Source organism: Cyclobacterium amurskyense (assembly GCF_001050135.1).
Lineage (GTDB): Bacteria > Bacteroidota > Bacteroidia > Cytophagales > Cyclobacteriaceae > Cyclobacterium > Cyclobacterium amurskyense.
Window position 1 is genome coordinate 579333 of record NZ_CP012040.1, and the last position, 21918, is coordinate 601250.

At 39.2% G+C, this 21918-nt stretch carries 20 protein-coding genes; 15 read left to right on the forward strand and 5 right to left on the reverse strand.

Going from position 1 to position 21918, the window contains the following annotated elements; genetic code table 11:
• The first annotated feature begins 14 nt into the window (after positions 1–14).
• Genes CA2015_RS02230 through CA2015_RS02245 form a run of 4 tightly spaced genes read left to right on the forward strand, consistent with a single transcriptional unit; the run spans position 15 to position 4541 of the window.
• Positions 15–1250 carry a M16 family metallopeptidase gene (locus CA2015_RS02230; protein WP_048640413.1) on the forward strand — a complete coding sequence of 412 codons (1236 nt, stop codon included), beginning with the start codon at positions 15–17 and terminating at the stop codon, positions 1248–1250.
• Positions 1247–1885 (forward strand): O-methyltransferase, encoded by a 639-nt coding sequence (locus tag CA2015_RS02235; protein ID WP_048640414.1) that lies wholly within the window; start codon positions 1247–1249, stop codon positions 1883–1885. The genes CA2015_RS02230 and CA2015_RS02235 overlap by 4 nt, the downstream gene beginning before the upstream one ends.
• Before the next feature lie 11 nt (positions 1886–1896).
• Positions 1897–3504: a LysM peptidoglycan-binding domain-containing protein gene (locus CA2015_RS02240; protein WP_157470255.1), complete on the forward strand. Its 1608-nt coding sequence runs from the start codon at positions 1897–1899 to the stop codon at positions 3502–3504.
• A 44-nt stretch (positions 3505–3548) separates the two neighbouring features.
• Entirely contained in the window at positions 3549–4541 is a 993-nt protein-coding gene (locus CA2015_RS02245; protein ID WP_048640416.1) for a DUF3078 domain-containing protein, read from the forward strand.
• A 224-nt stretch (positions 4542–4765) separates the two neighbouring features.
• Here CA2015_RS02245 and CA2015_RS02250 read toward each other — a convergent pair whose 3' ends face one another.
• The 3 genes from CA2015_RS02250 to CA2015_RS02265 all read right to left on the reverse strand — a co-directional run bounded on the left by CA2015_RS02250 (position 4766) and on the right by CA2015_RS02265 (position 7570).
• A complete protein-coding gene (locus tag CA2015_RS02250) occupies positions 4766–5155 on the reverse strand; it encodes a hypothetical protein (protein ID WP_048640417.1) in 390 nt (129 codons plus the stop codon).
• A 188-nt stretch (positions 5156–5343) separates the two neighbouring features.
• Positions 5344–6489, reverse strand: a complete 1146-nt coding sequence (locus CA2015_RS02260) for a DNA polymerase III subunit gamma/tau (RefSeq protein ID WP_048640419.1) — start codon at positions 6487–6489, stop codon at positions 5344–5346.
• A gap of 220 nt (positions 6490–6709) precedes the next feature.
• The gene (locus CA2015_RS02265) at positions 6710–7570 is read right to left on the reverse strand and encodes a GNAT family N-acetyltransferase (RefSeq protein ID WP_048640420.1); all 861 of its coding nucleotides are present in this window, start codon (positions 7568–7570) and stop codon (positions 6710–6712) included.
• A 133-nt stretch (positions 7571–7703) separates the two neighbouring features.
• Between CA2015_RS02265 and CA2015_RS02270 the strand changes: the two genes are divergently transcribed.
• The 4 genes from CA2015_RS02270 to CA2015_RS02285 all read left to right on the forward strand — a co-directional run bounded on the left by CA2015_RS02270 (position 7704) and on the right by CA2015_RS02285 (position 12006).
• Complete coding sequence (locus CA2015_RS02270; RefSeq protein WP_048640421.1) at positions 7704–9191, forward strand: DUF5687 family protein; 1488 nt, start codon at positions 7704–7706, stop codon at positions 9189–9191.
• Positions 9188–9886: an ABC transporter ATP-binding protein gene (locus CA2015_RS02275; protein ID WP_048640422.1), complete on the forward strand. Its 699-nt coding sequence runs from the start codon at positions 9188–9190 to the stop codon at positions 9884–9886. Before CA2015_RS02270 ends, CA2015_RS02275 begins: the two co-directional genes overlap by 4 nt.
• A gap of 418 nt (positions 9887–10304) precedes the next feature.
• Positions 10305–11540 (forward strand): sulfite oxidase, encoded by a 1236-nt coding sequence (locus tag CA2015_RS02280; protein ID WP_048640423.1) that lies wholly within the window; start codon positions 10305–10307, stop codon positions 11538–11540.
• Between the two features lies 1 nt (position 11541).
• On the forward strand, positions 11542–12006 hold the full coding sequence (locus CA2015_RS02285) for a hypothetical protein (RefSeq protein WP_048640424.1): 465 nt from the start codon (positions 11542–11544) through the stop codon (positions 12004–12006).
• A gap of 1 nt (position 12007) precedes the next feature.
• On the opposite strand, the gene CA2015_RS02290 is transcribed toward CA2015_RS02285, so the two are convergent.
• A complete protein-coding gene (locus tag CA2015_RS02290) occupies positions 12008–13339 on the reverse strand; it encodes a DUF3748 domain-containing protein (RefSeq protein ID WP_240477916.1) in 1332 nt (443 codons plus the stop codon).
• Positions 13340–13534: 195 nt separating this feature from the next.
• Here CA2015_RS02290 and CA2015_RS02295 point away from each other — a divergent pair, with 195 nt between their 5' ends.
• The 5 genes from CA2015_RS02295 to CA2015_RS02315 all read left to right on the forward strand — a co-directional run bounded on the left by CA2015_RS02295 (position 13535) and on the right by CA2015_RS02315 (position 19839).
• The gene (locus CA2015_RS02295; protein WP_048640425.1) at positions 13535–15700 is read left to right on the forward strand and encodes a glycoside hydrolase family 31 protein; all 2166 of its coding nucleotides are present in this window, start codon (positions 13535–13537) and stop codon (positions 15698–15700) included.
• Positions 15701–15967: 267 nt separating this feature from the next.
• On the forward strand, positions 15968–16414 hold the full coding sequence (locus tag CA2015_RS02300; RefSeq protein ID WP_048640426.1) for a hypothetical protein: 447 nt from the start codon (positions 15968–15970) through the stop codon (positions 16412–16414).
• A 117-nt stretch (positions 16415–16531) separates the two neighbouring features.
• Entirely contained in the window at positions 16532–18340 is a 1809-nt protein-coding gene (gene typA, locus CA2015_RS02305) for a translational GTPase TypA (RefSeq protein WP_048640427.1), read from the forward strand.
• 159 nt (positions 18341–18499) lie between these two features.
• On the forward strand, positions 18500–19474 hold the full coding sequence (gene pfkA, locus CA2015_RS02310; RefSeq protein ID WP_048640428.1) for a 6-phosphofructokinase: 975 nt from the start codon (positions 18500–18502) through the stop codon (positions 19472–19474).
• A 2-nt stretch (positions 19475–19476) separates the two neighbouring features.
• Positions 19477–19839 (forward strand): hypothetical protein, encoded by a 363-nt coding sequence (locus CA2015_RS02315; protein ID WP_048640429.1) that lies wholly within the window; start codon positions 19477–19479, stop codon positions 19837–19839.
• Here the strand turns inward: CA2015_RS02315 and miaA are convergent.
• Positions 19827–20738 carry a tRNA (adenosine(37)-N6)-dimethylallyltransferase MiaA gene (gene miaA / locus CA2015_RS02320; RefSeq protein ID WP_048640430.1) on the reverse strand — a complete coding sequence of 304 codons (912 nt, stop codon included), beginning with the start codon at positions 20736–20738 and terminating at the stop codon, positions 19827–19829. The genes CA2015_RS02315 and miaA overlap by 13 nt on opposite strands.
• A 47-nt stretch (positions 20739–20785) precedes the next feature.
• Between miaA and CA2015_RS02325 the strand changes: the two genes are divergently transcribed.
• Both CA2015_RS02325 and CA2015_RS02330 read left to right on the forward strand, forming a co-directional pair.
• Complete coding sequence (locus CA2015_RS02325; RefSeq protein ID WP_048640431.1) at positions 20786–21544, forward strand: Hpt domain-containing response regulator; 759 nt, start codon at positions 20786–20788, stop codon at positions 21542–21544.
• Positions 21537–21917, forward strand: a complete 381-nt coding sequence (locus CA2015_RS02330) for a response regulator (protein ID WP_048640432.1) — start codon at positions 21537–21539, stop codon at positions 21915–21917. The genes CA2015_RS02325 and CA2015_RS02330 overlap by 8 nt, the downstream gene beginning before the upstream one ends.
• Position 21918 lies beyond the last annotated feature (1 nt).

The window sequence follows — 21918 nt, forward strand, 5'->3', positions numbered from 1 at the left end:
TTGGAAAGAAAGGCATGACATATCAAATCAAGGCGTTTGAAAACGGAATAAGAGTTGTACACCAGGAAGTAACAAGTACCCGACTGGTCCATTGTGGGTTTATTCTTGACATCGGCAGCAGAGATGAAACTGAAGAGCAGGTGGGGTTAGCGCATTTTTGGGAACACATGGCTTTTAAAGGCACAAAAAAAAGAAAGGCCTTTCACATCCTAAACAGATTAGACTCTGTAGGTGGTGAGCTTAATGCCTATACCACCAAAGAGAAAATATGTTTCTACGCAACCGTATTGCAGCAGCACTGGAACAAAGCAGCGGATTTGCTTTGTGACATCACCTTCAATAGTACTTTCCCTCCCAAACAAATAGAAAAAGAACGACAGGTAATATTGGAGGAAATGTCCATGTACCGGGATTCACCTGACGATGCCCTTCAGGATGAATTTGACAGTTTGCTTTTTCCCAACCATTCCCTGGGCTACAATATTCTGGGTACAGAGAACTCGGTAAAAAATTTCACCCAGGAGGATTTCATCAATTTCATTGCTCAACACATGGATACCTCTCGAATTGTGGTCTCTGTGGTGGGCAATATCAGTTTCAAAAAAGCCCTCAACCGACTAAGCCCTTTATTAAGCAATATTCCTAGTTCAACAAGTTCCGTTAGAAGACCCCCTTCTCTGCACTATAAGCCAGAGACCATTGCTTTCCACAAGGACATCACACAGGCCAATTGCGCCTTGGGCAAGCCTGCATTTTCGATAGATGACCCAAGAAGATTTAAACTTCATTTGCTAAACAATATATTGGGAGGCCCCAGCATGAACTCAAGGCTAAACATGGCTTTGCGAGAAAAACATGGGCTTGTTTACAGCATTGAATCTGTCTATCAAGCATTTACTGACACGGGCTTTATAGGAATCTATTATGGAACAGAAGAAAAAGCTGCTGAAAAAGCCCGTAAAATCGTTTTAAAAGAAATTCACCGCATATGTACCAAGAAACTTGGAAGCATGCAGCTCCATATGGGCAAAGAACAAGCCATAGGTCAAATGGCCATGGCTGAGGAAAATTATGCCGGTTTGATGCTTGTGTATGGAAAAACCTTATTGGATAAAGGAAAAATTGAACGGCTTGAAGATATTTTTTCAAGCATTCGTTCAGCAACAGCCGAAGAGCTTATGGAGCTGGCCAATGAAATATACGATGTGGATAAATTCAGTTTTTTAACCTATCTGCCAAAACAATTATGATTGACGAAGAACTATTAAACTATTGTGAACAAAACAGTGGTGAGGAAGACGCACTGCTTCAATTGATCCGTAGACAAACTAATCTAAAAGTACTAAAACCCCGAATGCTATCTGGACACTTGCAGGGCAAAATGCTGGAGTTGTTCGTGAAAATGACAGGCGGTAAAAATGTTTTGGAGATTGGGACGTTTACAGGATATGCTTCTATATTTTTAGCTAGAGGTTTGGCAAGCAAAGGCAAACTGACAACAATTGATGTCAATGAAGAATTGGAAGAAATGGTGCGTGGTTTTTTCAACCAATCGGGCTTAATGGATAAAATCGATTACAGAATTGGCAATGCTCTTGAAGTGATTCCCACCTTAACGGAGCCTTTGGATTTTGTTTTTATAGATGCAGACAAACGCAATTATGTCAATTACTTTGATCTTGTGGTTGACAAAATGAAGCCAGGAGGTTTAATATTGGCCGATAATATTTTATGGTCTGGGAAAGTCCTGGCTAAAAACCGTAAAAAATTAGACAGAGATACTGCCGCCATATTGGCTTACAATGAAAAAGTCAATGCGGATCAACGTGTAGAGAATGTAATTTTACCGATAAGGGATGGCATCATGCTTGCCAGGAAACTTTAACCGGAATGAGGATGAAAAAAACAGTAATTGCCAGTATTTTATTTTTTATAACTATTTACCTCCCTGTTTTTGGACAAGTACCTCAGGTACCTCGTGTCATAGACTTTGCAGGGATCACTTTAAAGCTAAACGAGGCAGCCCGAAAAGACATTCAGGCAGATGTAGATGCTCAATATAGAAGCGCTTCGCATTTTCAGGTGAAGCTGGACAGGGTAAACCTTTACATGCCTATTATAGAAAGAGTTCTTAGAGAAGAAGGAGTCCCTGATGACTTCAAATTTTTAGCCATACAAGAGAGCAGTCTGATTTCCGACGCCGTTTCCACTTCAAATGCCGTTGGTTTCTGGCAGTTTAAGAAAGGTACTGCAGAAGAAGTCTTCATGAGAGTGGACAATGAAGTAGATGAACGTAAAAGCATTGTTTCCTCCACAAGAGGAGCTGCCAAATACCTAAAGAAGCACCAAAGGTACATGGAAAATTGGGCCACTACCCTTGTCTCCTATCAAATGGGACTGGGAGGAGCCAGGAGCTACTATAAAGACAAATACAAGGGACACAGAAGTATGGATATCGATAGAAACACCTATTGGTACCTCAAGAAGTTCCTCGCACACAAAATTGCTTACCAAGGCCAACTTGGCAAAATGGTGAGTAATGGAAATTATTTACATGAATACCATGTGAAAGGCCCCAGCAATCTTAAGTCTGTAGCCAAAACGTTGGGAGTTAGCGAAAACCACCTTAAAGAATACAACAAATGGTCATTGAAGGGTAGCATTCCTGGTGACCGAACTTACACGGTTACCTATATCTTAAATGGTATCGTTCCTGAACGCCCTCTACTGGCCAACAATCCACTTCCCAGTAATGGTAGCGGTTTACTTCCAGGAAGATCCAATGTCAAGGGATTCCCAAAGATCACTGGCAACAGTGGTAACTCAAAGCAAGCCAATCAAATAAAAATAAATGGCATTAAAGGAATTGTGGCGATATCGAACAACCAAAGTCAACTTGCCATTCAGGCGGGTATAAGCGAAGGGAAATTGAGACGGGCAAATGATTTAAAACCCTCAGACCCCATCCAACCTGGTGCCTATTACTATACAAAAAACAAAAAAAGCAAAGCAAAAACTCCGGAACATATTGTCCAACCTGGGGAGACCTTATGGAGTATCTCTCAATTGTACGGCATTCGAAAACACTCGCTCATGGCCAAAAACAGGATCTATAAAGACGAACAACTTCTTCCCGGAATGGTGTTGCGGCTAAGGAAATACTATAAGAAAAATGAGACGATTGAAAGGGTGAAATTGTCCCCTCCTCCTGTACAGGTGGTGAGCAACCAAGCTCCTGCGCAGCAAAAGCCAACAACAAGTAGTCAGCCTCCTGCTCCAGTAACACAACCAGTACCGGCTAAAAAATACGAAAGTCCTAAACCACAACCTCAACCCACTTCAGAGCTCCCCCCTTCTTATAAGGAGCACTTGGTAAAACCTGGGGACACCCTCTATTCTATTTCCAGAAACTATGGGGTAACGGTGCAGGAATTGAGAAATTGGAACAATATAGGAGAAGATAATCTACTCTCTGTAGGACAAAAACTGGAAATTCGAAAATAAATAAAATAATTGACTGTATATTTGTATTTGACTGTCTATTCGCCATGCACACAAGGATTGTTTTATTACTATTTCTACTATTAGCCACGAAAATCAGCCTTGTACAGGCTCAGGATGCCTTGTCTAAAGCAGATACAGTTATCATCGGTGGGGATACCCTCGTTATGCTGGGAGACTCATTGATATTCACTACAGAAGTAGAGCCTATTTATTGGAAACAAGGGGGAAACTTCAATCTTAGCCTACAGCAAGTAAGCCTTAGTAACTGGGCATCTGGTGGAGCCAGTTCCTTTGCTTTGAATACAGGTTTACAGCTTTTTGCTAATTATAAAAAAGAGAATATCATCTGGGACACCAAACTCACTATCAATTACGGGATAAACAGGCAAACGGGAAGGGCTTACCCAACCAGAAAATCCAATGACAACTTTATTTTTATAAGCAAATATGGCCGCCAACTAAGTAAGAAAATATACCTTTCCACTCAGATTGATGCGCGAACACAATTGCTGGAAGGTTACCGATATTTCCGGCCCTCGGGGGCTGAAAGAGACAGTAGAAGTCGACTTTCTGATTTCCTGAGTCCAGGTTATGTCCAATCTTCTACTGGTTTGAATTACCAGACTACTTTTAAAAACAACGGGAAGTTTTCTTCAATCTTATCTCCATTTACAGGAAGGTTTACCGTAGTGTTGGACGATTCTCTGAGTATGGCAGGTGCATTTGGGGTAGTTCCTGGAGAGAAAGTAAGACCTGAAGCAGGTATTTCTTTGGGCTCTTCAGCCGATTTCCAAGTAATGGAAAACATAAGGTGGAAAATGGACCTTAACCTCTTTACCAATTATGAAAAGCTGGGCAACACGGTTGTCAATTTCAATTCTGTAATTAGCTTAAAGGTAAACAAATACATTACCACCAGAATTGAGACCATTATGATTTACGATGAAAAGGTATATATACCTCAGGACGATGGACCAGCTACTCGTGCCATACAACTGCAGAACCTGCTTAATTTCGGAATTGGACTGGACTTTTAACCTGGGTCTGCAAGCTTGAGTATCCCTAATGAATTCAATTTACCCATTAACTCTAAATTACAGGCATATCCCACCATTTGCAATCGATAGCTAAGGGATAATCCTCTGGAAAAAAAGTGCAGTTAGGATTTGATTCTAGCAGCATTAATGGATTGCTCCTACAACAATAGAACGTACTGTTCTAACCGCCTATTATTAGATTTAAAAACAACTCTGAATTGGGCTTAAAAATCAGCCTCAAGACCAAAGCGCTTTTTCAATTCTTTCAATGCCGGAGACTTCTCCATGAGATAAGTTAATTTTTCTCTGGAAGTATACAGATTCTTCAAAGGATCCACAGCTTGCTCCGTGATTTCAAAAGTAACCTCCACATCAGGTTGTCTTAATTTCCTCCTTAATATACCTGTTAGTTCTGGTTTCAACTTGGGAAAAAGATCCTCATGTAACCCAGAACTAAGCATAAATACAACCTCTCTGTTCCTCAGCTCAAATGGTTGATTAAGCAAAGCCATTTCCATGTTTTTGTGGTCCTTCTTGAAGTCCTCCAAAATTTCTTCAAAAACACCCTTAATGGTATCTAGATTAAGTGGGTGCTTAGGGATGCTCTCATCCAATTCAGGAAGGTCTTCAATTTCGCTTTCCTTTTTAGGCGAAACTTCTAAAGGCCTTTCTTTGATTTGTTTTTTAACAGCCTTAAGATTAGAAGGAATAGTAATGGTCTTTCTAATTACCGGAGCAGGGTTGGGTTCGCTGGCGGACTTTGAATGTCCTGCTCCCTCAGCCTTTTTTTCGGGTTCATTCTCTAGGCTTTTTTTTTTGCTTCTCCACTAGCAACAGCGGCAAGAGAAATGGCATGTGGAAGTTTAGCTAACTTCATCAACACCAACTCCACATGTAGCCTTTGGTTTTTGCTGGCTTTGTAGGAAAGGTCTGCCTGATTGCAAATACTTAATGCAGACAACAAAAAAGAATATGGGCTTTTTGCAGATTGCTCTACGTACCTTGATTTGGCTGTTTCCGAAACCTGAAGCAATACAGCTGTATCAGGATCCTTACAAACCATCAATTCTCTAAGGTGCTCACTAAGTCCTACAAGGAAATTATGGCCATCAAAACCTTTTTTAAGAATCTCGTCAAAAATCAATAAAGCCTTGGATATGCTTTCCTCTAAAAGTGCTTCTGTTACTTTAAAGTAGTAATCATAATCAAGAACATGTAGATTGTTTATGGTCTCCTGATAAGTTACTTTTTTGCCGGCCGAAAAAGTGACAATCAAGTCATATATAGAAAGTGCATCTCGAAGGGCACCATCCGCCTTGGTTGCAATCAACCTCAAGGCCTCGGTTTCATAATCTACGCCCTCTTCTTTTGAAATGTATTCCAAATGCTGGCTAATGTCCTGTATCTGTATCCTGTTAAAGTCGAAAATCTGACAACGGGAGAGAATAGTAGGTATTATCTTATGTTTCTCTGTGGTAGCGAGAATAAATATAGCATGTTTGGGAGGCTCCTCTAATGTTTTCAAAAAGGCATTGAAGGCCTGGGTGGAAAGCATGTGAACCTCATCAATAATATATACCTTGTATTTACCTTTCTGAGGCACATACCTGACTTGGTCTACAAGATTTCGAATATCATCAACGGTATTATTTGAAGCTGCATCTAGCTCGTGAACATTAAAAGAGCTATTGGAATTGAAAGCGGTACATGAACTGCATTCATTGCAAGCTTCACCATTGTCCTGACGATTCTCACAATTTATTGTTTTGGCCAATATTCTGGCACAGGTAGTTTTACCTACTCCACGGGGACCACAAAACAAAAACGCCTGGGCTAAATGCTCATTTTTTATCGCATTCTTTAAAGTTGTGGTAATATGGCTTTGCCCCACCACACTCTTAAAGTCCGAGGGTCTGTATTTTCTGGCAGAAACAACAAAATTTTCCATCACCGCAATTTATAAAATTAATCGAACTTAAAACTCCTTGTGCTTCCTTTTTAGCTCCCTCTCTTCGCTAACCTACTGGAAATATGGGCATTTAAATATTTTTGAGTTATAAAAGTCTTTAAAAATCCCAAATATCAGTTAGTCCCCTAAAAATCAATCGAATCAATAAGAAAGGCATAATGAAAACAATGGCTATTCGATTGCATCAACTATTTCAGGCTTAACCCAATTCAGGCCCAGTTATTAAATAATAGTTTTCAACAGTTCCTTTTGCAGCATTTGGGGGGATGAACATTCTGATCAACTCCCGCTGTTTGCTAAAACCGCACTTTTCAAGCCATGGATTTAAATTTGCATGATGCTCAGCCAAGTCCAAAACAAGATCACGATCATAAAAATGCGCTAAAGCCTTACTGATAAGAACCTGAGCAACCTTGTCATTTGTGGCAACCAAGGGGCCAAATTGCAAAAACTTACTTCCCGGACGGCAAAACATAAACCCCTCTATCTCTTGGTCCCGTTTTACCATAAAAGCTCCATTTGGGAAATTAGCAAACAACTGCTGCAAAACCTCTTCCCTGTCTGCACCAAACACCTTTTTATCATAAGATAAAATTGCCTCAAAATCTTCTTCTTCAATTTTAAGTACCTCTTCAGTAGGAAAGCCCCAAATTTGGGATTTTCCTTGTGGTCTTACCCATCTAAAAAGAGAATATTCTTTGACAAAGCCCAATTGTTCATAGACCATTTGCCCTGCAGGTGTAGCGTCAAGTTTGATGGTTTGATTAGTCCCTAAACGCTGAATAACTTCCCGCATTAGTTTTTTACTTATGCCCTTCCTTCTGTACATTCGGTCCACGAGCATCATTCCAATCCAGGCAAGTTTACCTTTATAAGAAAAAGAACAAACGGTGCCTACCACCTTGTCATCGGCAATAACGACAAGGCACAAGTCAGGATTATTCGTCAAAAACAACTCCCAATCAAATCTGGTTTGATTCCAACCTTCTTCTGATTTAAGTCTCATTGCATCATTCAGGTCCTCGACCTGCATTTCCCTTATATAAAATTCTGAATCCATATTTTTTATTCATCTTAAAATGAAATATAAACCAGTAAACTGGAATAATTAACTGCATTTGGGGAATTTTTTCATATTTTAGAAAATCTAACCGACTGAATTTTACAAAAACCCAATTAACCCTGTTATCTATATGGTGAAAACCCTGATAAAACTAGAGGCGCTAAAAAGGATACGAAGCACTTCTTTTGCTAGAAGCTTGACCATTGGCATATTTATATTACTTATAGGAGTTTTATTACTGGGCTACTTACTCCTTTTCGGCTTGTTTCTTAACAAGATCATTACCGAAGTATTGGAAAAACCAGATGCCATAAATTTCATCAACAGTAACCTGCTTTACTTTTTTTTACTGGAGCTAATTTACCGCTATTTTATTCAACAGCTTCCTGTCATCAACTTGGAAAACTACCTTCATTTACCTATTCCCAAGTCCACTATCGTTCACTTCTTATTGGTTTGTAGCTTTATATCTCCATTAAACATCATTGCCTTACTCTTATTCGGACCATTTGCTTTTATAGAGCTGAAAGCTACTTTTGGCCCTACTCCTGCCTTTGTTTGGTTAGGAGCAATTCTTCTCACCAGCTGGTCTATACATTGGTTCGTCCTCTGGTTCAAACAGCGTTTTGAGGACAGCCTTATTGGCACTTTGGTCGTTTTTAGCGCCCTATTGCTTAGCATAGGGTCAAGCTATTTTGGACTTTATGATTTAGGCGCTTTTTTTGAACCAGTATTCACCTTTGCACTGGAAAATCCCGCTCCCATATTTCTTTTAATGGCCGCATTAATTTTAAGCTATTTTCTGTGCTTTGCCTTCTATAGACAAAATGCTTATTTAGAAGAACTTTCCGAAGGTGATCATCTACAATTTGCCAACCAGAACTTGGGCTTTTTATCAAAATTTGGGCTTGCAGGTGAAATGGCAAATTTGGAATGGAAGTTAATCATCCGACACAAAAAGAGCCGAACCTTCCTTACCTTATGTTTATTGTTCCTCCTTTATGGATTGATTTTTTATAACAACCCTGCTTATTTAAAAGAAACGGGATTCAATTATTTATTCATATTTGTCGGGACTTTTATAACAGGGATATTCATGCTTCAATATGGGCAATTGTTCCTAAGTTGGAACTCTCCTACTTTTGATTTCTATGTACACCAGAAAAATGGATTAAGGGCCTTGGTAAAGGGCAAATACCTCCTGTTTACAGGGATTTCCTTTATCTGTTTTATCCTCTCCGTACCCTATGTTTATTTTGGATGGGATGTATTGCTCATTCATTTGGCCACTTTTCTATTCAATATGGGAGTTACCATTCATCTGGTAATTTACATGGCACTATGGAAACCAAAACCGATGAACCTCCACAAAGGATCTGTATTTAATTATGAAGGCATGGGACTCTCCCAATTCTTAATGATCATTCCACTAGTAGCAGTACCTTATGCAGTATTCCTTCCTGTAGCCTATTTATTCGGAGATTATTCCGGATTACTTGCATTGGCCGTTATAGGCGGATTTGGATTGCTCATATTCCCAATGATCTCTACTAAAATGGCTGATGCCGTAGTGGATAGAAAATATGAAATTTCAGCATCATTTCGTCAAGAGATATGATTAAAATAGAAGCATTAAAAAAAATATACGGCACAACCACCGTTTTAGATATTCCAGCACTTACCATTCCTAAAAGTCAATGTATAGGCTTGGTAGGAAACAATGGTGCTGGCAAAACTACATTGTTTCGTGTAATGCTAGACTTAGTAAGGGCTACTGAGGGGGCCGTGACTGTGGATGAAGAGGAAGTAAGTCAAGGCGAACAGTGGAAAACCAAGGTGGGCGCCTACCTGGATGAAAACATGCTACTTTCCTACTTAAGCCCCGATGAGTACTTCAATGCCCTGAGAAAAATATATCGTTTATCCAAGGAAGACTTACAATTACATTTGGAGAAATTCACTGACTTTTTTAATGGTGAAATATTAGAGTCCAAAAAATACATCAGGGATCTGTCCAAAGGCAATATCAAAAAAGTGGGCATTGCTGCGGCACTGCTAGGAAAGCCGGAGGCAGTTTTGCTGGATGAGCCTTTTGAAAACCTAGACCCAAGCTCTCAGATCAGGTTGAAAAAATTAATTTTAAAGGAAAAAGAAGACAACCTGGTAACTTTTTTAATCTCAAGCCATGACCTTAACCATGTGGCTGAAATTTGCGAAAGAATTGTGCTACTCGAAAAAGGCAAAATAATCAAGGACTTAGAAGACAAAAGCCATATGGCAGAAGAGTTAAACAATTATTTTAATGTCGGCTAACTACAAGTTTTAATAGAGTAAAAACGCTTTAACCCGAAATATGCAATAGACATTCTATTACGTGCTGAAATCGCTTTAAAATCAGCCACTTCGTTGCTGTTTTCAATTTCACCATAGCGGTGCTATGCTAAAATATCCAAACAGTCTGATTTTCTTGCGATTGTAACACTTCCCGTAAACACGGGACAGGCTATTACGAATCCTATTACATAATCCGGGTTTAAAAATTATCTCTTGTTATCCATAGTCAATTGAAACAGTAAGCGGCTCTCTGACCCTAGGGGTTGGTCAATTTGTTTCAGCGAAAAGGCCTCAGTAGTAAAGCTATCCTCTCTTTATAGTAAGATTATAGAATTGCCTTTGCCTATTTTCGGTTAAATTGGTTTAATTTACGCTTTCAATTGAAACCAGAAAACCTATGGCAACAACAGATAATCCCAATAGGAGAAACTTCATAAAAAAGACAGCCTTGGGTTCAATGGCTGCGCTATTGGGCACCAAAATCGTCTATGCACTTCCTGAAAACTACACCCCTGTGGCACTTGAACAGGACAATGATCCTGGCAAACTTTTTGGGAAGCATAAGGACATGATTGTATTAAATAACAAGCCCTGGAATGTGGAATCCAGAGCCCACTTATTGGATGATGCAGTCACCCCTGCCGATAAAATGTTCATCAGGAACAATGGCTTGATTCCCGAAAAAATAGACCCAGAAAAATGGACCTTGACCATAAAAGGAGAGGCCATAACAAAAGAAAAAACTTACACCCTTCAAGAACTTAAGACAAAATTCCCTGTCCACACCTATCAACTCGTCCTCGAATGTGGGGGAAATGGCAGAAAAGAGTATTATCCACCCGCCAAGGGAAATCAATGGTCATTGGGAGCTGTATCTTGTGCCAAGTGGACAGGTATTAGGCTGAAAGACTTATTGAAAGACGCGGGCATAAATGACAATGCCGTTTATGTGGGCTACCATGGTGCTGACAAACACATCAGTCGTGACCCAAACAAGCAGCCTATATCAAGAGGAATTCCCATTAGCAAAGCCATGGACGATTACACCATTATAGCATTTGCTATGAATGGAGAGGATATACCTATAGCCCATGGACATCCTCTGCGATTAATTGCATCTGGGTTCCCTGCTTCTGTTTCAGGAAAATGGCTGGAAGGCTTATCCATAAGAGACAAAGTTCATGATGGTGAGAAAATGGCAGCTCCCTCCTATTCAATCCCCAAATTACCAGTAGAACCTGGTGCTGAGGTGAAAAACGAGGACATGAAAATCATTGAAAGCATGCCTGTAAAATCTCTGGTTTCCTACCCTAAATCAGGGGCAATAATAAAACCAAATCAGGCTCTGGAAATCAGAGGTCATGCATGGACAGGTGCTGAGCATATCACTAAGGTGGAGTACAGCATTGACTTTGGAGCCACCTGGCATGCTTGCAACCTTGAAAAAGCAGCAAACCGTTATTCTTGGCAACATTTTAAAGCCAAAATAAATTTCCCTCAGGAAGGTTACTATGAAGTTTGGGCAAAAGCTACGGACAACACAGGACTTAGCCAACCGATGGTTACACCAGGTTGGAACCCTAAAGGATACCTTAACAATGCTTGTCATAGAATTGCTATAAAAGTATCATAATATGGGACAATTAACTGGAAAATTTAAAGCCATCGCTGCAACAATTCTAATTGTCCTAATTGCTATTGGAGCATACCTTTGGTCCGCCAAAGATCCTTCTCTAGCAGATGGGGAGTTTGTTAAAGCTGATGCGCCAATTGAGGCGAATCCTTTGGACTCAGAGATAGAAAATGGCATACACCTACCCACTGGTTTGATTGCAGATGAAGGGTTAAATCTTGTAATAGCCAATTGCACGGCATGCCACTCTGCAAAACTGGTTACACAGAATCATGCCAACAGGGAGGGATGGAAAAAAATGATCAGGTGGATGCAAAGTTCCCAAAACCTTTGGGATTTGGGAACACAAGAAGAGGTCATCCTTGATTACCTGTCTAAAAACTATGCCCCAGAGAGCTCCACCCAAAGCAATATGGGAAGAAGAGCACCTCTGATGGACATAGAATGGTATGAACTGAAAAACTAATTTATGGTCTTTCAGCCACAAATATTTGCGCATAGCCTTCAACATCTTTGTTGAAGGCTATTTTTTTACCTGTATTTGAATAGTTTATCGCATACGGTTTAGTTTCAAACTTGGGGCTAATAGCAAAAGCTTCTCCAGCATTTCCCTTCTTGTCTACGGTATTGACATAAACCTGATTATCGCAAACATAGGCAAACTCTCTGGTTTTAGGATTCCACCTTACAGTACTCTGAACAGGAGTTGAATGAAAGGAAACCTGCTTGGGTTGCCCACCATTAACGGATATTAAAAACACCTGGTCAATCCCATTCTCATCTTTGGCCAGATAGCTTAAAAGCGCTCCATCCATTGAAGAGCTTACCCAGTGTCTGAATTCCGTAGTAACTCCCGGATATTTTTCATCTTCAGTGAATGTAACTCTTCTTGTTATGGCACCGGCTGGAGGCATGGGCATGGCCGTGGAAGTTCCCGCTAAAGGACCTTCCGGGCCTTCTACGTCTAAATCCTCTGGCACATCCACTATAAAGACCTCTGTAAGTTTCTTTCCATCTTTGGTCACAAGGTCACCAAGAAATGCCCTAGCCCTTTGCCAACTTCCATCTGGTTTCTGATAGCCATTATTACCTACCCACCAATCACTATAAGCCTTGCTGATTTCATCACTTCCAGGCTTGGGGTTAGCCACTACTTTTACTACCAGCACGGAATACCATTCTCCCTGAAAATTTTCACCTTGACCAGATGTAATCTCTGGGCTTTTTTTATTTCTTTTGGACACCCCTACAGTCCTTAAATTATAGGTCTCTCCTGTTTTCTCTTCCAATTCTACCATAATGGCATCATTGTAGGTGTAACCTAACCAGTCACCATCCCCACTCCATTGATGCCTATGGGTACCTCCACGCAAAGCACCAGCAGTATAGGGCGCTATTATATCCCGGCTATCCATCCAGTAGGAGCTATTATTTGATTCATTGACGATTCTCCCAACACGTCTATGCATGGCATAGGGCTTATCTTTACTTGCTGGAGGCAAACCATGAATAAAAACAAGCTCATTTTCTGTTGGATGATAACTCACCGCCCCTACACCTGGGCCATAATCATTGGCATTCTTGGTTTTATAAACGACTTTGGTGTTACCTGATGCAACATTTATCTTTTCAATAATGGCATTTTCTCCAATCCCCCCTTCATTAGGTCTGGTATCATAAACTATCCAGGCATCATCCGGAGAAAAATTCTGGTTATTGTCCATCGCATGGTTCTTGGCTTGATTGGTCAATTGCTTAACCTTCCATATTTCCTGAGAAAAGAGTGTTGAGGTACTCATGATTAATAATACGGGTAAAAGCCAGTTATTTAGTTTATTAAGGGTCATTTGCTTCAAATATTGAAATTAAGATTTCTAATATACGTCAGAAAGACCAATTTGTACCATTATTTTATGCCTTCTAAAGGCATAGTCTCTTTTTTATCTAACTTATTTTATTAATATTTCTATCTGATTGACATTAATTTTAAAGCCATGAAGTATTTAATAATAATTTGTTTTTTCACTTACTTTTTTCACCCTGTCAGCGCCCAACAAATTGACTGGGAAAGCATAGCTCCAGGTGTATGGAGAGGCACTGTGGGGGAATCAGAAAAATATGATCTGCTTTCTGCTTCGGGGTCAAAGCCTAATTTACCTGCTTTATCCCGATTAGGGCAGGTCATTTTCCCATTAAATAAGGAAGAGGTTAATGCCAAGTCATTGGATGGGAAAACTTATTTACAATTACCACTTGATGAGAATGAAGAGATTTTTGGCTTCGGCTTAAATTTCAAAACTGTTCATCAACGTGGCAGAATCATGCGGCTTCACATGGATCATTATGGAAACCAAGACAATGGCAGGACGCATGCACCTGTACCTTTCTATGTAAGCAGTAAAGGTTATGGTGTTTTTATCAATTCCTCCAGGTATTTGGATGTTTATGCAGGCACAGGATCCAGATTGGACAGTAAAAACCCAGCGAAAGCCTTGGACAGAAACACCGATCCAGAATGGACAGCCAGTCCCTATTCTGATGCAGTTGAGATTCTCGTTCCTGCTAAGGGTGTAGAATTCTATGTTTTTGCTGGGCCATCTATGCTGGAAGTTGTACAGCGTTTTAATTTATTTAACGGCGGTGGCCCTATCCCACCCAGATGGGGATTGGGCTTTACACAAAGAGTGCACAGGCTATTTAATCAAGATCAAGTATTGGCCGAGGTCAATGAATTTGAAAAAAAGGGGTTTCCTTTGGATTTCATAGGCTTGGAACCCGGTTGGCAAAGCAAATCTTATCCCAACACATTTGCCTGGGATAAGGAACGTTTCCCCAATCCGGAAAAACTTATTCAAAGCCTGAAAGAAAAACACATCAGTTTAAATTTATGGATCAACCCTTATGTTTCTCCAGAAGCCAGTTTTTATAATGAGCTTAAGCCCTATTATGGAAGCCATACAGTATGGGCAGGAGCCGTTCCTGACTTAAGTATTCCTGCAGCTCAAAAAATTTACTGGAAAACCTTTAAAAAATCACATATTGAACCTGGAATAGGTGGATACAAGATTGATGAGGTGGATGGCTACGACAGGTGGCTTTGGCCAGATGTGGCCGAATTCCCTTCTGGACTAGCCGCCGAACAACTCCGACAAACCTACGGGCTTCTTGTTCAGCGCCAATCCAGTCAACTTTTTCGAGAAGAAAACCGTCGCACCTATGGCTTGGTAAGGGCTTCAAACGGAGGTGGTGTTTCCTTTCCCTATGTTATTTACAATGATTACTACGATCATAGAGATTTTATTACCGCATTGGTTAATAGTGGCTTTTCAGGCCTTTTATGGACTCCTGAAGCACGGGCTTCTTCTAATGCTGAAGAATGGTTGCGCCGATTTCAAACGGTTGTTTTTTCTCCCATGGCCATGATCAATGCATGGGCAAGCGGTACAAAGCCATGGTCCTACCCTGAAGTAGAAGAAGAAATTAAAGAAATGGCACTATTAAGAATGAAAATGATGCCTTATTGGTACAGTAGCTTTGCCCTGTATCATTTTGAAGGAATCCCTCCCTTTAGGGCCATGCAACTTGAGAAGGGATTTAATGTAAAAGAGGAAAAGGAAAGCAATGAACTAGCAAACCTTGAAGAGAATCCTTACAACGAGGCCATCAAAAAAGAATTAAAGGATCAATACATGGCTGGCCCTAATTTATTGGTAGCACCTGTCTTTGCAGGTGAAAGTGAACGGAAGGTGGTATTACCAAAAGGAAAATGGTATGACTTTTACACAGGAAAATACGTTGGCAATGGTGAGGTCATTACAGTTAACGCTCGTTTAGACCAAATTCCAGTTTTTGTCAAAGATGGTGGGATAGTCCCATTAATGGACCCCATGCTCCATGCTCCCGGTACAAACCAAAGTTATGATTTAAAAATACTCCACTATGGTGAATCACCAGGCCATTTCACATTGTATGACGATGATGGAATATCCTATGATTATGAAAGTGGGCACTATTCTTGGAGAGATATAAATGTAATAAAAGAATCCAACGGGAAATGGAAAGGCTCCATTTCAGCTGTTGGTGATCAAATGCCAAACAATATTGGAAAAGTGACTTGGGTATTTATGTCCGAGCAAGAAGGACAAACTCCACTAAAATAAAAGAAGGAATTTAGACCTTCCCCTAAGGGTTTAAACCCGAAATATGCAATAGACATTCTATTACATAATCCGGGTTAAAGTTAACGCATAAACAGACGCCTACCCATACTTTTACCATAAACTATAGTACATAATCAACTAATTTTGCAACCATCTCTTTTGGAAATAAGACATTTATTCTCTACCAATAAAGGAACATTTCGAGCTGCTTTTAAGTTAGAAGCAGCAATTTATTAAAATAAAACACAAGCCTAAAACAAAAAAACGATGAAAAAATACCTACTTACTAAAAAAAGCTGTTTTGCCTATTTCACTGTATTTGCAGTGGCCTTGGCTTTTTCAGCTTGTTCTACTAAAGTTACTTTCCCTGTTTCTAATATTGTACCGGCAGCAGAACCAACTGCTAGCATCAGCAAAAACAATGAGGGGGCTTATGAAGTAAAAATAAACATCAATAATTTGGCACTGCCAGAACGACTGTCTCCTCCCAAAAAACACTATATGGTATGGATAGAGGCTTCAGGACAGGGAATTACTAAACTTGGAGAGATCTCAAACAACCGAGGTGTTTTCAGTAATAAAGGCAAAGCATCCTTTGAAGCAGAGACCATGTACAAGCCTACAATGATTTTGATTACGGCAGAAAACAGCATGGATATTACCTACCCAGGATCTAATGTAGTGTTAAAAAGCAAACCCTTTAAAGTAAAATAACATTTGGAACAAAGGCTATCTTAATTGATAAAATATATTATTTTATAATTATCAATAAGAGATTTAAATACTTTTCCGAAATTTAATTCTTACTTTTGCGTCTTAATAATATTACACATGCAAAGTATTCGAAATATTGCAATTATTGCACACGTTGACCACGGAAAAACAACCTTGGTAGATAAGATAATACACGCCTCAAAACTTTTTAGGGAAAATCAGCAATTTGATGACCTAATACTAGACAGTAATGATCTAGAGAGGGAAAGAGGCATTACCATTCTTTCAAAAAATGTTTCAGTAAGGTACAAAGATACCAAGATAAACATTATTGACACCCCTGGTCACGCTGATTTCGGCGGAGAAGTTGAAAGGGTTTTGAAAATGGCAGATGGTGTTATTCTTTTGGTTGACGCTTTTGAAGGACCTATGCCCCAAACACGATTTGTATTGGGCAAAGCACTTGAGCTTGGTCTTACACCTATAGTAGTGATCAACAAAGTGGATAAAGAGAACTGTCGTCCTGATGAAGTTCATGAAGCAGTTTTTGATCTAATGTTCAACTTGGATGCAACTGAAGAGCAGTTGGAATTTCACACCTTGTACGGTTCAGCCAAAAACAACTGGATGGGTGAAGACTGGAAAAATCCTAACGACACCATTTTCCCACTTTTGGATGCGGTAGTTAAATACATTCCAGAGCCTAAAATTGATGAAGGTACTACTCAGATGCAAATCACTTCTTTAGATTATTCAAATTTCGTTGGCCGTATCGCCATTGGAAGGATAAAAAGAGGAAACATCAAAGAAGGACAACAATACGCACTCTGCAAAGAAGACGGCGTTATAAAGAGAGTTAAAGTAAAAGAACTTCACGTATTTGAAGGATTAGGTAAAAATAAAGTAACCGAAGTTCAAGCTGGAGACATTTGTGCCATCACAGGTGTGGAAGGTTTTGACATTGGAGATACAATTGCAGATCTTGAAAATCCAGAAGCATTAGAAAGGATCTCAATTGATGAGCCTACTATGAACATGCTTTTCACGATCAACAACTCACCTTTCTTTGGAAGAGAAGGCAAGTTTGTTACTTCTCGCCATTTGAGAGAGAGGTTGATGAAAGAAACAGAGAAAAACCTTGCACTAAGAGTAGACCCTACGGATAGTGAAGATAAATTCTTGGTATATGGTAGAGGTATTCTCCATTTGTCAGTACTTATCGAAACAATGCGAAGAGAAGGTTACGAATTACAAGTAGGTCAGCCTCAGGTTATCTATAAAACAATAGACGGCGTTAAGCATGAGCCTATTGAGACCTTGGTAGTAGATGTACCTGAAACTTCTGCAGGAAAAGTAATCGAACTAGCTACTCAGAGAAAAGGAGAGCTTTTGGTAATGGAACCGAAAGGAGATTTACAACACCTAGAGTTTAGCATTCCATCCAGAGGATTAATTGGATTGAGAAACAATGTATTGACTGCTACCCAAGGTGAAGCGATCATGAATCACCGTTTTGCTTCCTACGAGCCATTTAAAGGCCCTATCCCAGGAAGAATCAATGGTTCATTGATCTCTATGGACTCAGGTCAGTGTACGGCTTATGCCATTGATAAATTACAAGATAGAGGAAACTTTTTTGTGGATCCAGGAGATGACCTTTACACTGGTATGGTTATTGGCGAGCACTCAAGAGACAACGATATCGTGGTAAACGTGCAGAAAGGTAAGCAACTTACCAATATGCGGGCATCAGGATCGGATAACAATGCAAAAATTGCTCCAGCCAAAAAATTCTCATTAGAAGAATCTATGGAATACATCCAAAAAGATGAATATCTCGAAATTACTCCAAAAAGTATACGGATGAGAAAAATCTATCTGGAAGAAAATGAAAGAAATAGAGCTGCCAAAGCGCAGAATTCATAATAGAAAAAAGGATGGAAAAATTTTCCATCCTTTTTTTTTTACTCAAACATTAAGCAGATACTGTTAATTAGTTAATTTTACATTTCAGATTAACTCGATATTTGGCAGGCAGTCAATTAATCCCCAAATACCAAGTGACGTTTTAAATGAGATACAATTATGAAAAAAATTGCAGTATATACCTCTGGTGGGGATTCACCAGGAATGAATGCATGCGTTAGAGCAGTAGTAAGGACAGGGATTTATCATGACCTGGATGTTTATAGTATCAAATACGGTTATGATGGCATTATTAATGGAAACATTAAAAAAATGCAGTCTCACTCTGTAAGTAATATTCTTCAAAGAGGAGGTACTATACTTAAATCTGCCCGAAGCAATGAGTTTCGCACCAAAGAAGGGAGACAAAAGGCCTTTGACCAACTAAGTAAGCACGGAATAGAAGGATTGGTTGCAATTGGTGGAGATGGTACTTTCACTGGGGCAAAAGTTTTTTACGAGGAATTCGGAATTCCTATTGTAGGTTGCCCAGGAACCATCGACAATGACATTTATGGAACAGATTATACCATAGGTTTTGACACGGCTGTCAATACCGCTTTGGAGGCTATTGATAAGATCAGAGATACTGCCGCAGCTCACGACCGTGTGTTTTTTGTAGAAGTAATGGGTAGAGACAGTGGATACATTGCTATTGAATGTGCCATAGGAGGTGGTGCAGAAATGGTAATGGTACCTGAAACCATCACTACAGCCAGTGAAGTCTCAGATTACCTTAAAAATTTAAGGAAAACAAAAACTTCCAGTATTGTGGTTGTAGCTGAAGGTGATGAAGAAGGTGACGCAGCTACCATCATGGAAAAGGTAAAAGCCGAATTCATTGGTGATGAGAAAAAATTCAAAGTAACCACATTAGGCCATATACAGCGCGGGGGAAGCCCTACAGCCAAAGACAGGCTCTTGGGCAGCAGAAGCGGATTAGCCGCGGTAGAAGGCTTGATTAATGGTAAATTCAACTGTATGGCGGGTATCATAAATGACCAGGTTGTATACACTCCTTTTGATGATTGCATCAACAAAAGTAAACCATTGAATAAAGATTACCTTAGGCTTCAAGAGATCTTAAGCATTTAAACATGGGCTTTATTCCAATTTTCATTACCCTAGGCGGATTTGTTTTTTTATTTATGATGGTTGTCAATCATAATTTAAAGCAAAAAAAACAGCTATTTGAGACTGAATTAACTCAGTTCAGCTCAACGATTAAAAGCCTTTTTAATTCAAGCAATGGGAATGAGCACATTTCAGATGTAAAAAGTATTAAGGAAGCAGAAGCACTTTATCATGCTCTAAAAAGCAATGAAAAAACACATAGCGAAGCAGTCACAGCCCAGAAAAAATTAGGAGAAATCCGAATGCTTAGGCACAATTACAACAAACTAATCAAAACAAAACCTTATAGTTTTGTAGCCACACTAATGGGACATCATTCCATTTGATCTTTTATAAGGGAGAGCATACTATTGATTTCATCCGGATGAAACCAATGGTATGCCTTGTCTCTTTTCAGCCAGGTAACCTGTCTTTTGGCATAGCGTCGAGAGTTTCTTTTCAAAAGCCTTATCGCTTCTTCCTTGTCATATTCACCATCCAGATAGGCAAAAATCTCTTTATAACCGACGGTATTAAGTGCATTTAAATCTTTATAGGGGTACATTTCCTTTGCTTCTTCAAAAAGACCATTGCGAATCATACTATCCATCCTTTGATCAATTCTTTGGTACAATTCCTCTCTATCACGAATCAAGGCTATTTTGATTGTCTTGAATGGGCGGGAAACCTTCTTTTTAACCCTAAAGCTACTAAAAGGTAATCCAGTACCTTGACACACCTCTAAAGCCCTAATCAAACGTTGTGGGTTTTGCTTATCCACAATATTGAAATAATCAGGATCTAATTTTGATAATAATTCTTGAAGGGGCCGAATCCCTTCTTTTGCATAAAGGGCATTCAATTTTTCACGTATCTCCTGACCTACTTCAGGAATATGATCCAGGCCTTCAACTACCGCATCGGTATATAAGCCAGAGCCTCCCGTCAAAATCAACAAATCTTTTTCTCTAAACAAATCGTTTATACAATTCAACGCTTCTGATTCATACATTTTGACATCATAGGCATCGTGAATAGATTTATTGCCAATGAAATAGTGAGACACCTTGGCCAATTCACCCGCAGTAGGCTTGGCTGTCCCTATATTAATTTCTCGGAAAAATTGTCTACTATCGGAGGATATTATGACAGTATTAAATTTTTTGGCTAAATTTATGCACAAATCAGTTTTTCCAACAGCGGTTGGACCTGCAATCACCAGGATTATTTTATTTAATGGAGTCAAGATTCAATTTAGCTATTTTAAAGCTCCGAATTTAAGAAAATTCGAACATGAAAAACAAAAAAGTCTTGATAGTAGACGACAATGCGCTGAATAGAAGGGTATTTGAAAATGTAATCGGACACAATTATTTTTTTGAATCTGCATCAGACGGGCTAGAAGCTATAGAATTATTAAAAAACAACAAATATGACATCATATTGATGGATATTCAAATGCCGAAACTAGACGGTATAAGTTGTTTAAAAATAATCAAAGAAGAAGAAATAACTGACATTCCAGTCATTGCTATTTCTGCTTACTCCAATCAAGGAGATCGAGAATATTTTTTATCGACCGGCTTTGATGATTTTATTGCCAAGCCTGTAAAACCCAAGGATCTGTTGGAGGCCATCCATTTTCACCTTAATCAAAGCCCAAACAGAAAAAACATCCCTGAAAAGGAACAATCCATTAATGGAGACATTAATGAATCAGTAATCCAACAACTATTGAAATACCACAGCTTGGAAAACATTAAATCCGTATATGGTGATTTTTTAGAGGAGGCTGAAAACCTTACTCAAGAAATAAAAATATTAGCGGAATTTAATAAATTTGAAGAAATTGGAGAAAAACTTCACATATTGAAAGGTAATTCAGGAACACTTGGTATTAATGTAATGTTTAAGGTTACTTCTTTATTTGAACAAAAAATCAAAAATTCATCCACGGATGGAATAGCTGATGACATCGATCAATTAAAGTCCAGCCTGAGCAAATTCAAACAATTACTTGAAAACGATAAAATTTTTATAAAATATGAGTGATGCAAAAAGAGTATTGGTAGCCGAAGACAGCTCAGTTATTATCAATCTAACAAAGAATGTTCTATCCTTTGAGAATTTTTCAATAACTGCTGTTAAGAATGGCCAACAAGTTTTAGATAAACTTGAAAAAGAAGATTTTGATTTGATCCTAATGGACATCAATATGCCGGTAATGGACGGTGTGGCTTGTACAAAAGCCATTAGAAAACTCCCAGACCCAGTAAAATCTAAAATTCCAATCATCGCCATCACTGGGAATTACAAAAATTTCACTTTGGATGATTTCAAAAAAGCGGGATTGGACGATTATGTTCAAAAACCCCTGGATTACGATTTGCTATTGGTTACCGTTAAAAAACATATTTACAAGTAAA

Excerpts from the sequence above, each read along its gene's own strand:
- CA2015_RS02330 (WP_048640432.1), top strand. The coding sequence starts at position 21,537 with ATGAGTGATGCAAAAAGAGTATTGGTAGCCGAAGACAGCTCAGTTATT.
- typA (WP_048640427.1), top strand. The coding sequence starts at position 16,532 with ATGCAAAGTATTCGAAATATTGCAATTATTGCACACGTTGACCACGGA.
- CA2015_RS02285 (WP_048640424.1), top strand. The coding sequence starts at position 11,542 with ATGGGACAATTAACTGGAAAATTTAAAGCCATCGCTGCAACAATTCTA.
- CA2015_RS02290 (WP_240477916.1), bottom strand. The coding sequence starts at position 13,339 with ATGAGTACCTCAACACTCTTTTCTCAGGAAATATGGAAGGTTAAGCAA.
- CA2015_RS02280 (WP_048640423.1), top strand. The coding sequence starts at position 10,305 with ATGGCAACAACAGATAATCCCAATAGGAGAAACTTCATAAAAAAGACA.
- CA2015_RS02325 (WP_048640431.1), top strand. The coding sequence starts at position 20,786 with ATGAAAAACAAAAAAGTCTTGATAGTAGACGACAATGCGCTGAATAGA.
- CA2015_RS02300 (WP_048640426.1), top strand. The coding sequence starts at position 15,968 with ATGAAAAAATACCTACTTACTAAAAAAAGCTGTTTTGCCTATTTCACT.
- CA2015_RS02270 (WP_048640421.1), top strand. The coding sequence starts at position 7,704 with ATGGTGAAAACCCTGATAAAACTAGAGGCGCTAAAAAGGATACGAAGC.
- CA2015_RS02230 (WP_048640413.1), top strand. The coding sequence starts at position 15 with ATGACATATCAAATCAAGGCGTTTGAAAACGGAATAAGAGTTGTACAC.
- CA2015_RS02235 (WP_048640414.1), top strand. The coding sequence starts at position 1,247 with ATGATTGACGAAGAACTATTAAACTATTGTGAACAAAACAGTGGTGAG.
- CA2015_RS02315 (WP_048640429.1), top strand. The coding sequence starts at position 19,477 with ATGGGCTTTATTCCAATTTTCATTACCCTAGGCGGATTTGTTTTTTTA.
- CA2015_RS02240 (WP_157470255.1), top strand. The coding sequence starts at position 1,897 with ATGAAAAAAACAGTAATTGCCAGTATTTTATTTTTTATAACTATTTAC.
- CA2015_RS02295 (WP_048640425.1), top strand. The coding sequence starts at position 13,535 with ATGAAGTATTTAATAATAATTTGTTTTTTCACTTACTTTTTTCACCCT.
- CA2015_RS02260 (WP_048640419.1), bottom strand. The coding sequence starts at position 6,489 with ATGGAAAATTTTGTTGTTTCTGCCAGAAAATACAGACCCTCGGACTTT.
- CA2015_RS02265 (WP_048640420.1), bottom strand. The coding sequence starts at position 7,570 with ATGGATTCAGAATTTTATATAAGGGAAATGCAGGTCGAGGACCTGAAT.
- CA2015_RS02275 (WP_048640422.1), top strand. The coding sequence starts at position 9,188 with ATGATTAAAATAGAAGCATTAAAAAAAATATACGGCACAACCACCGTT.
- pfkA (WP_048640428.1), top strand. The coding sequence starts at position 18,500 with ATGAAAAAAATTGCAGTATATACCTCTGGTGGGGATTCACCAGGAATG.
- CA2015_RS02245 (WP_048640416.1), top strand. The coding sequence starts at position 3,549 with ATGCACACAAGGATTGTTTTATTACTATTTCTACTATTAGCCACGAAA.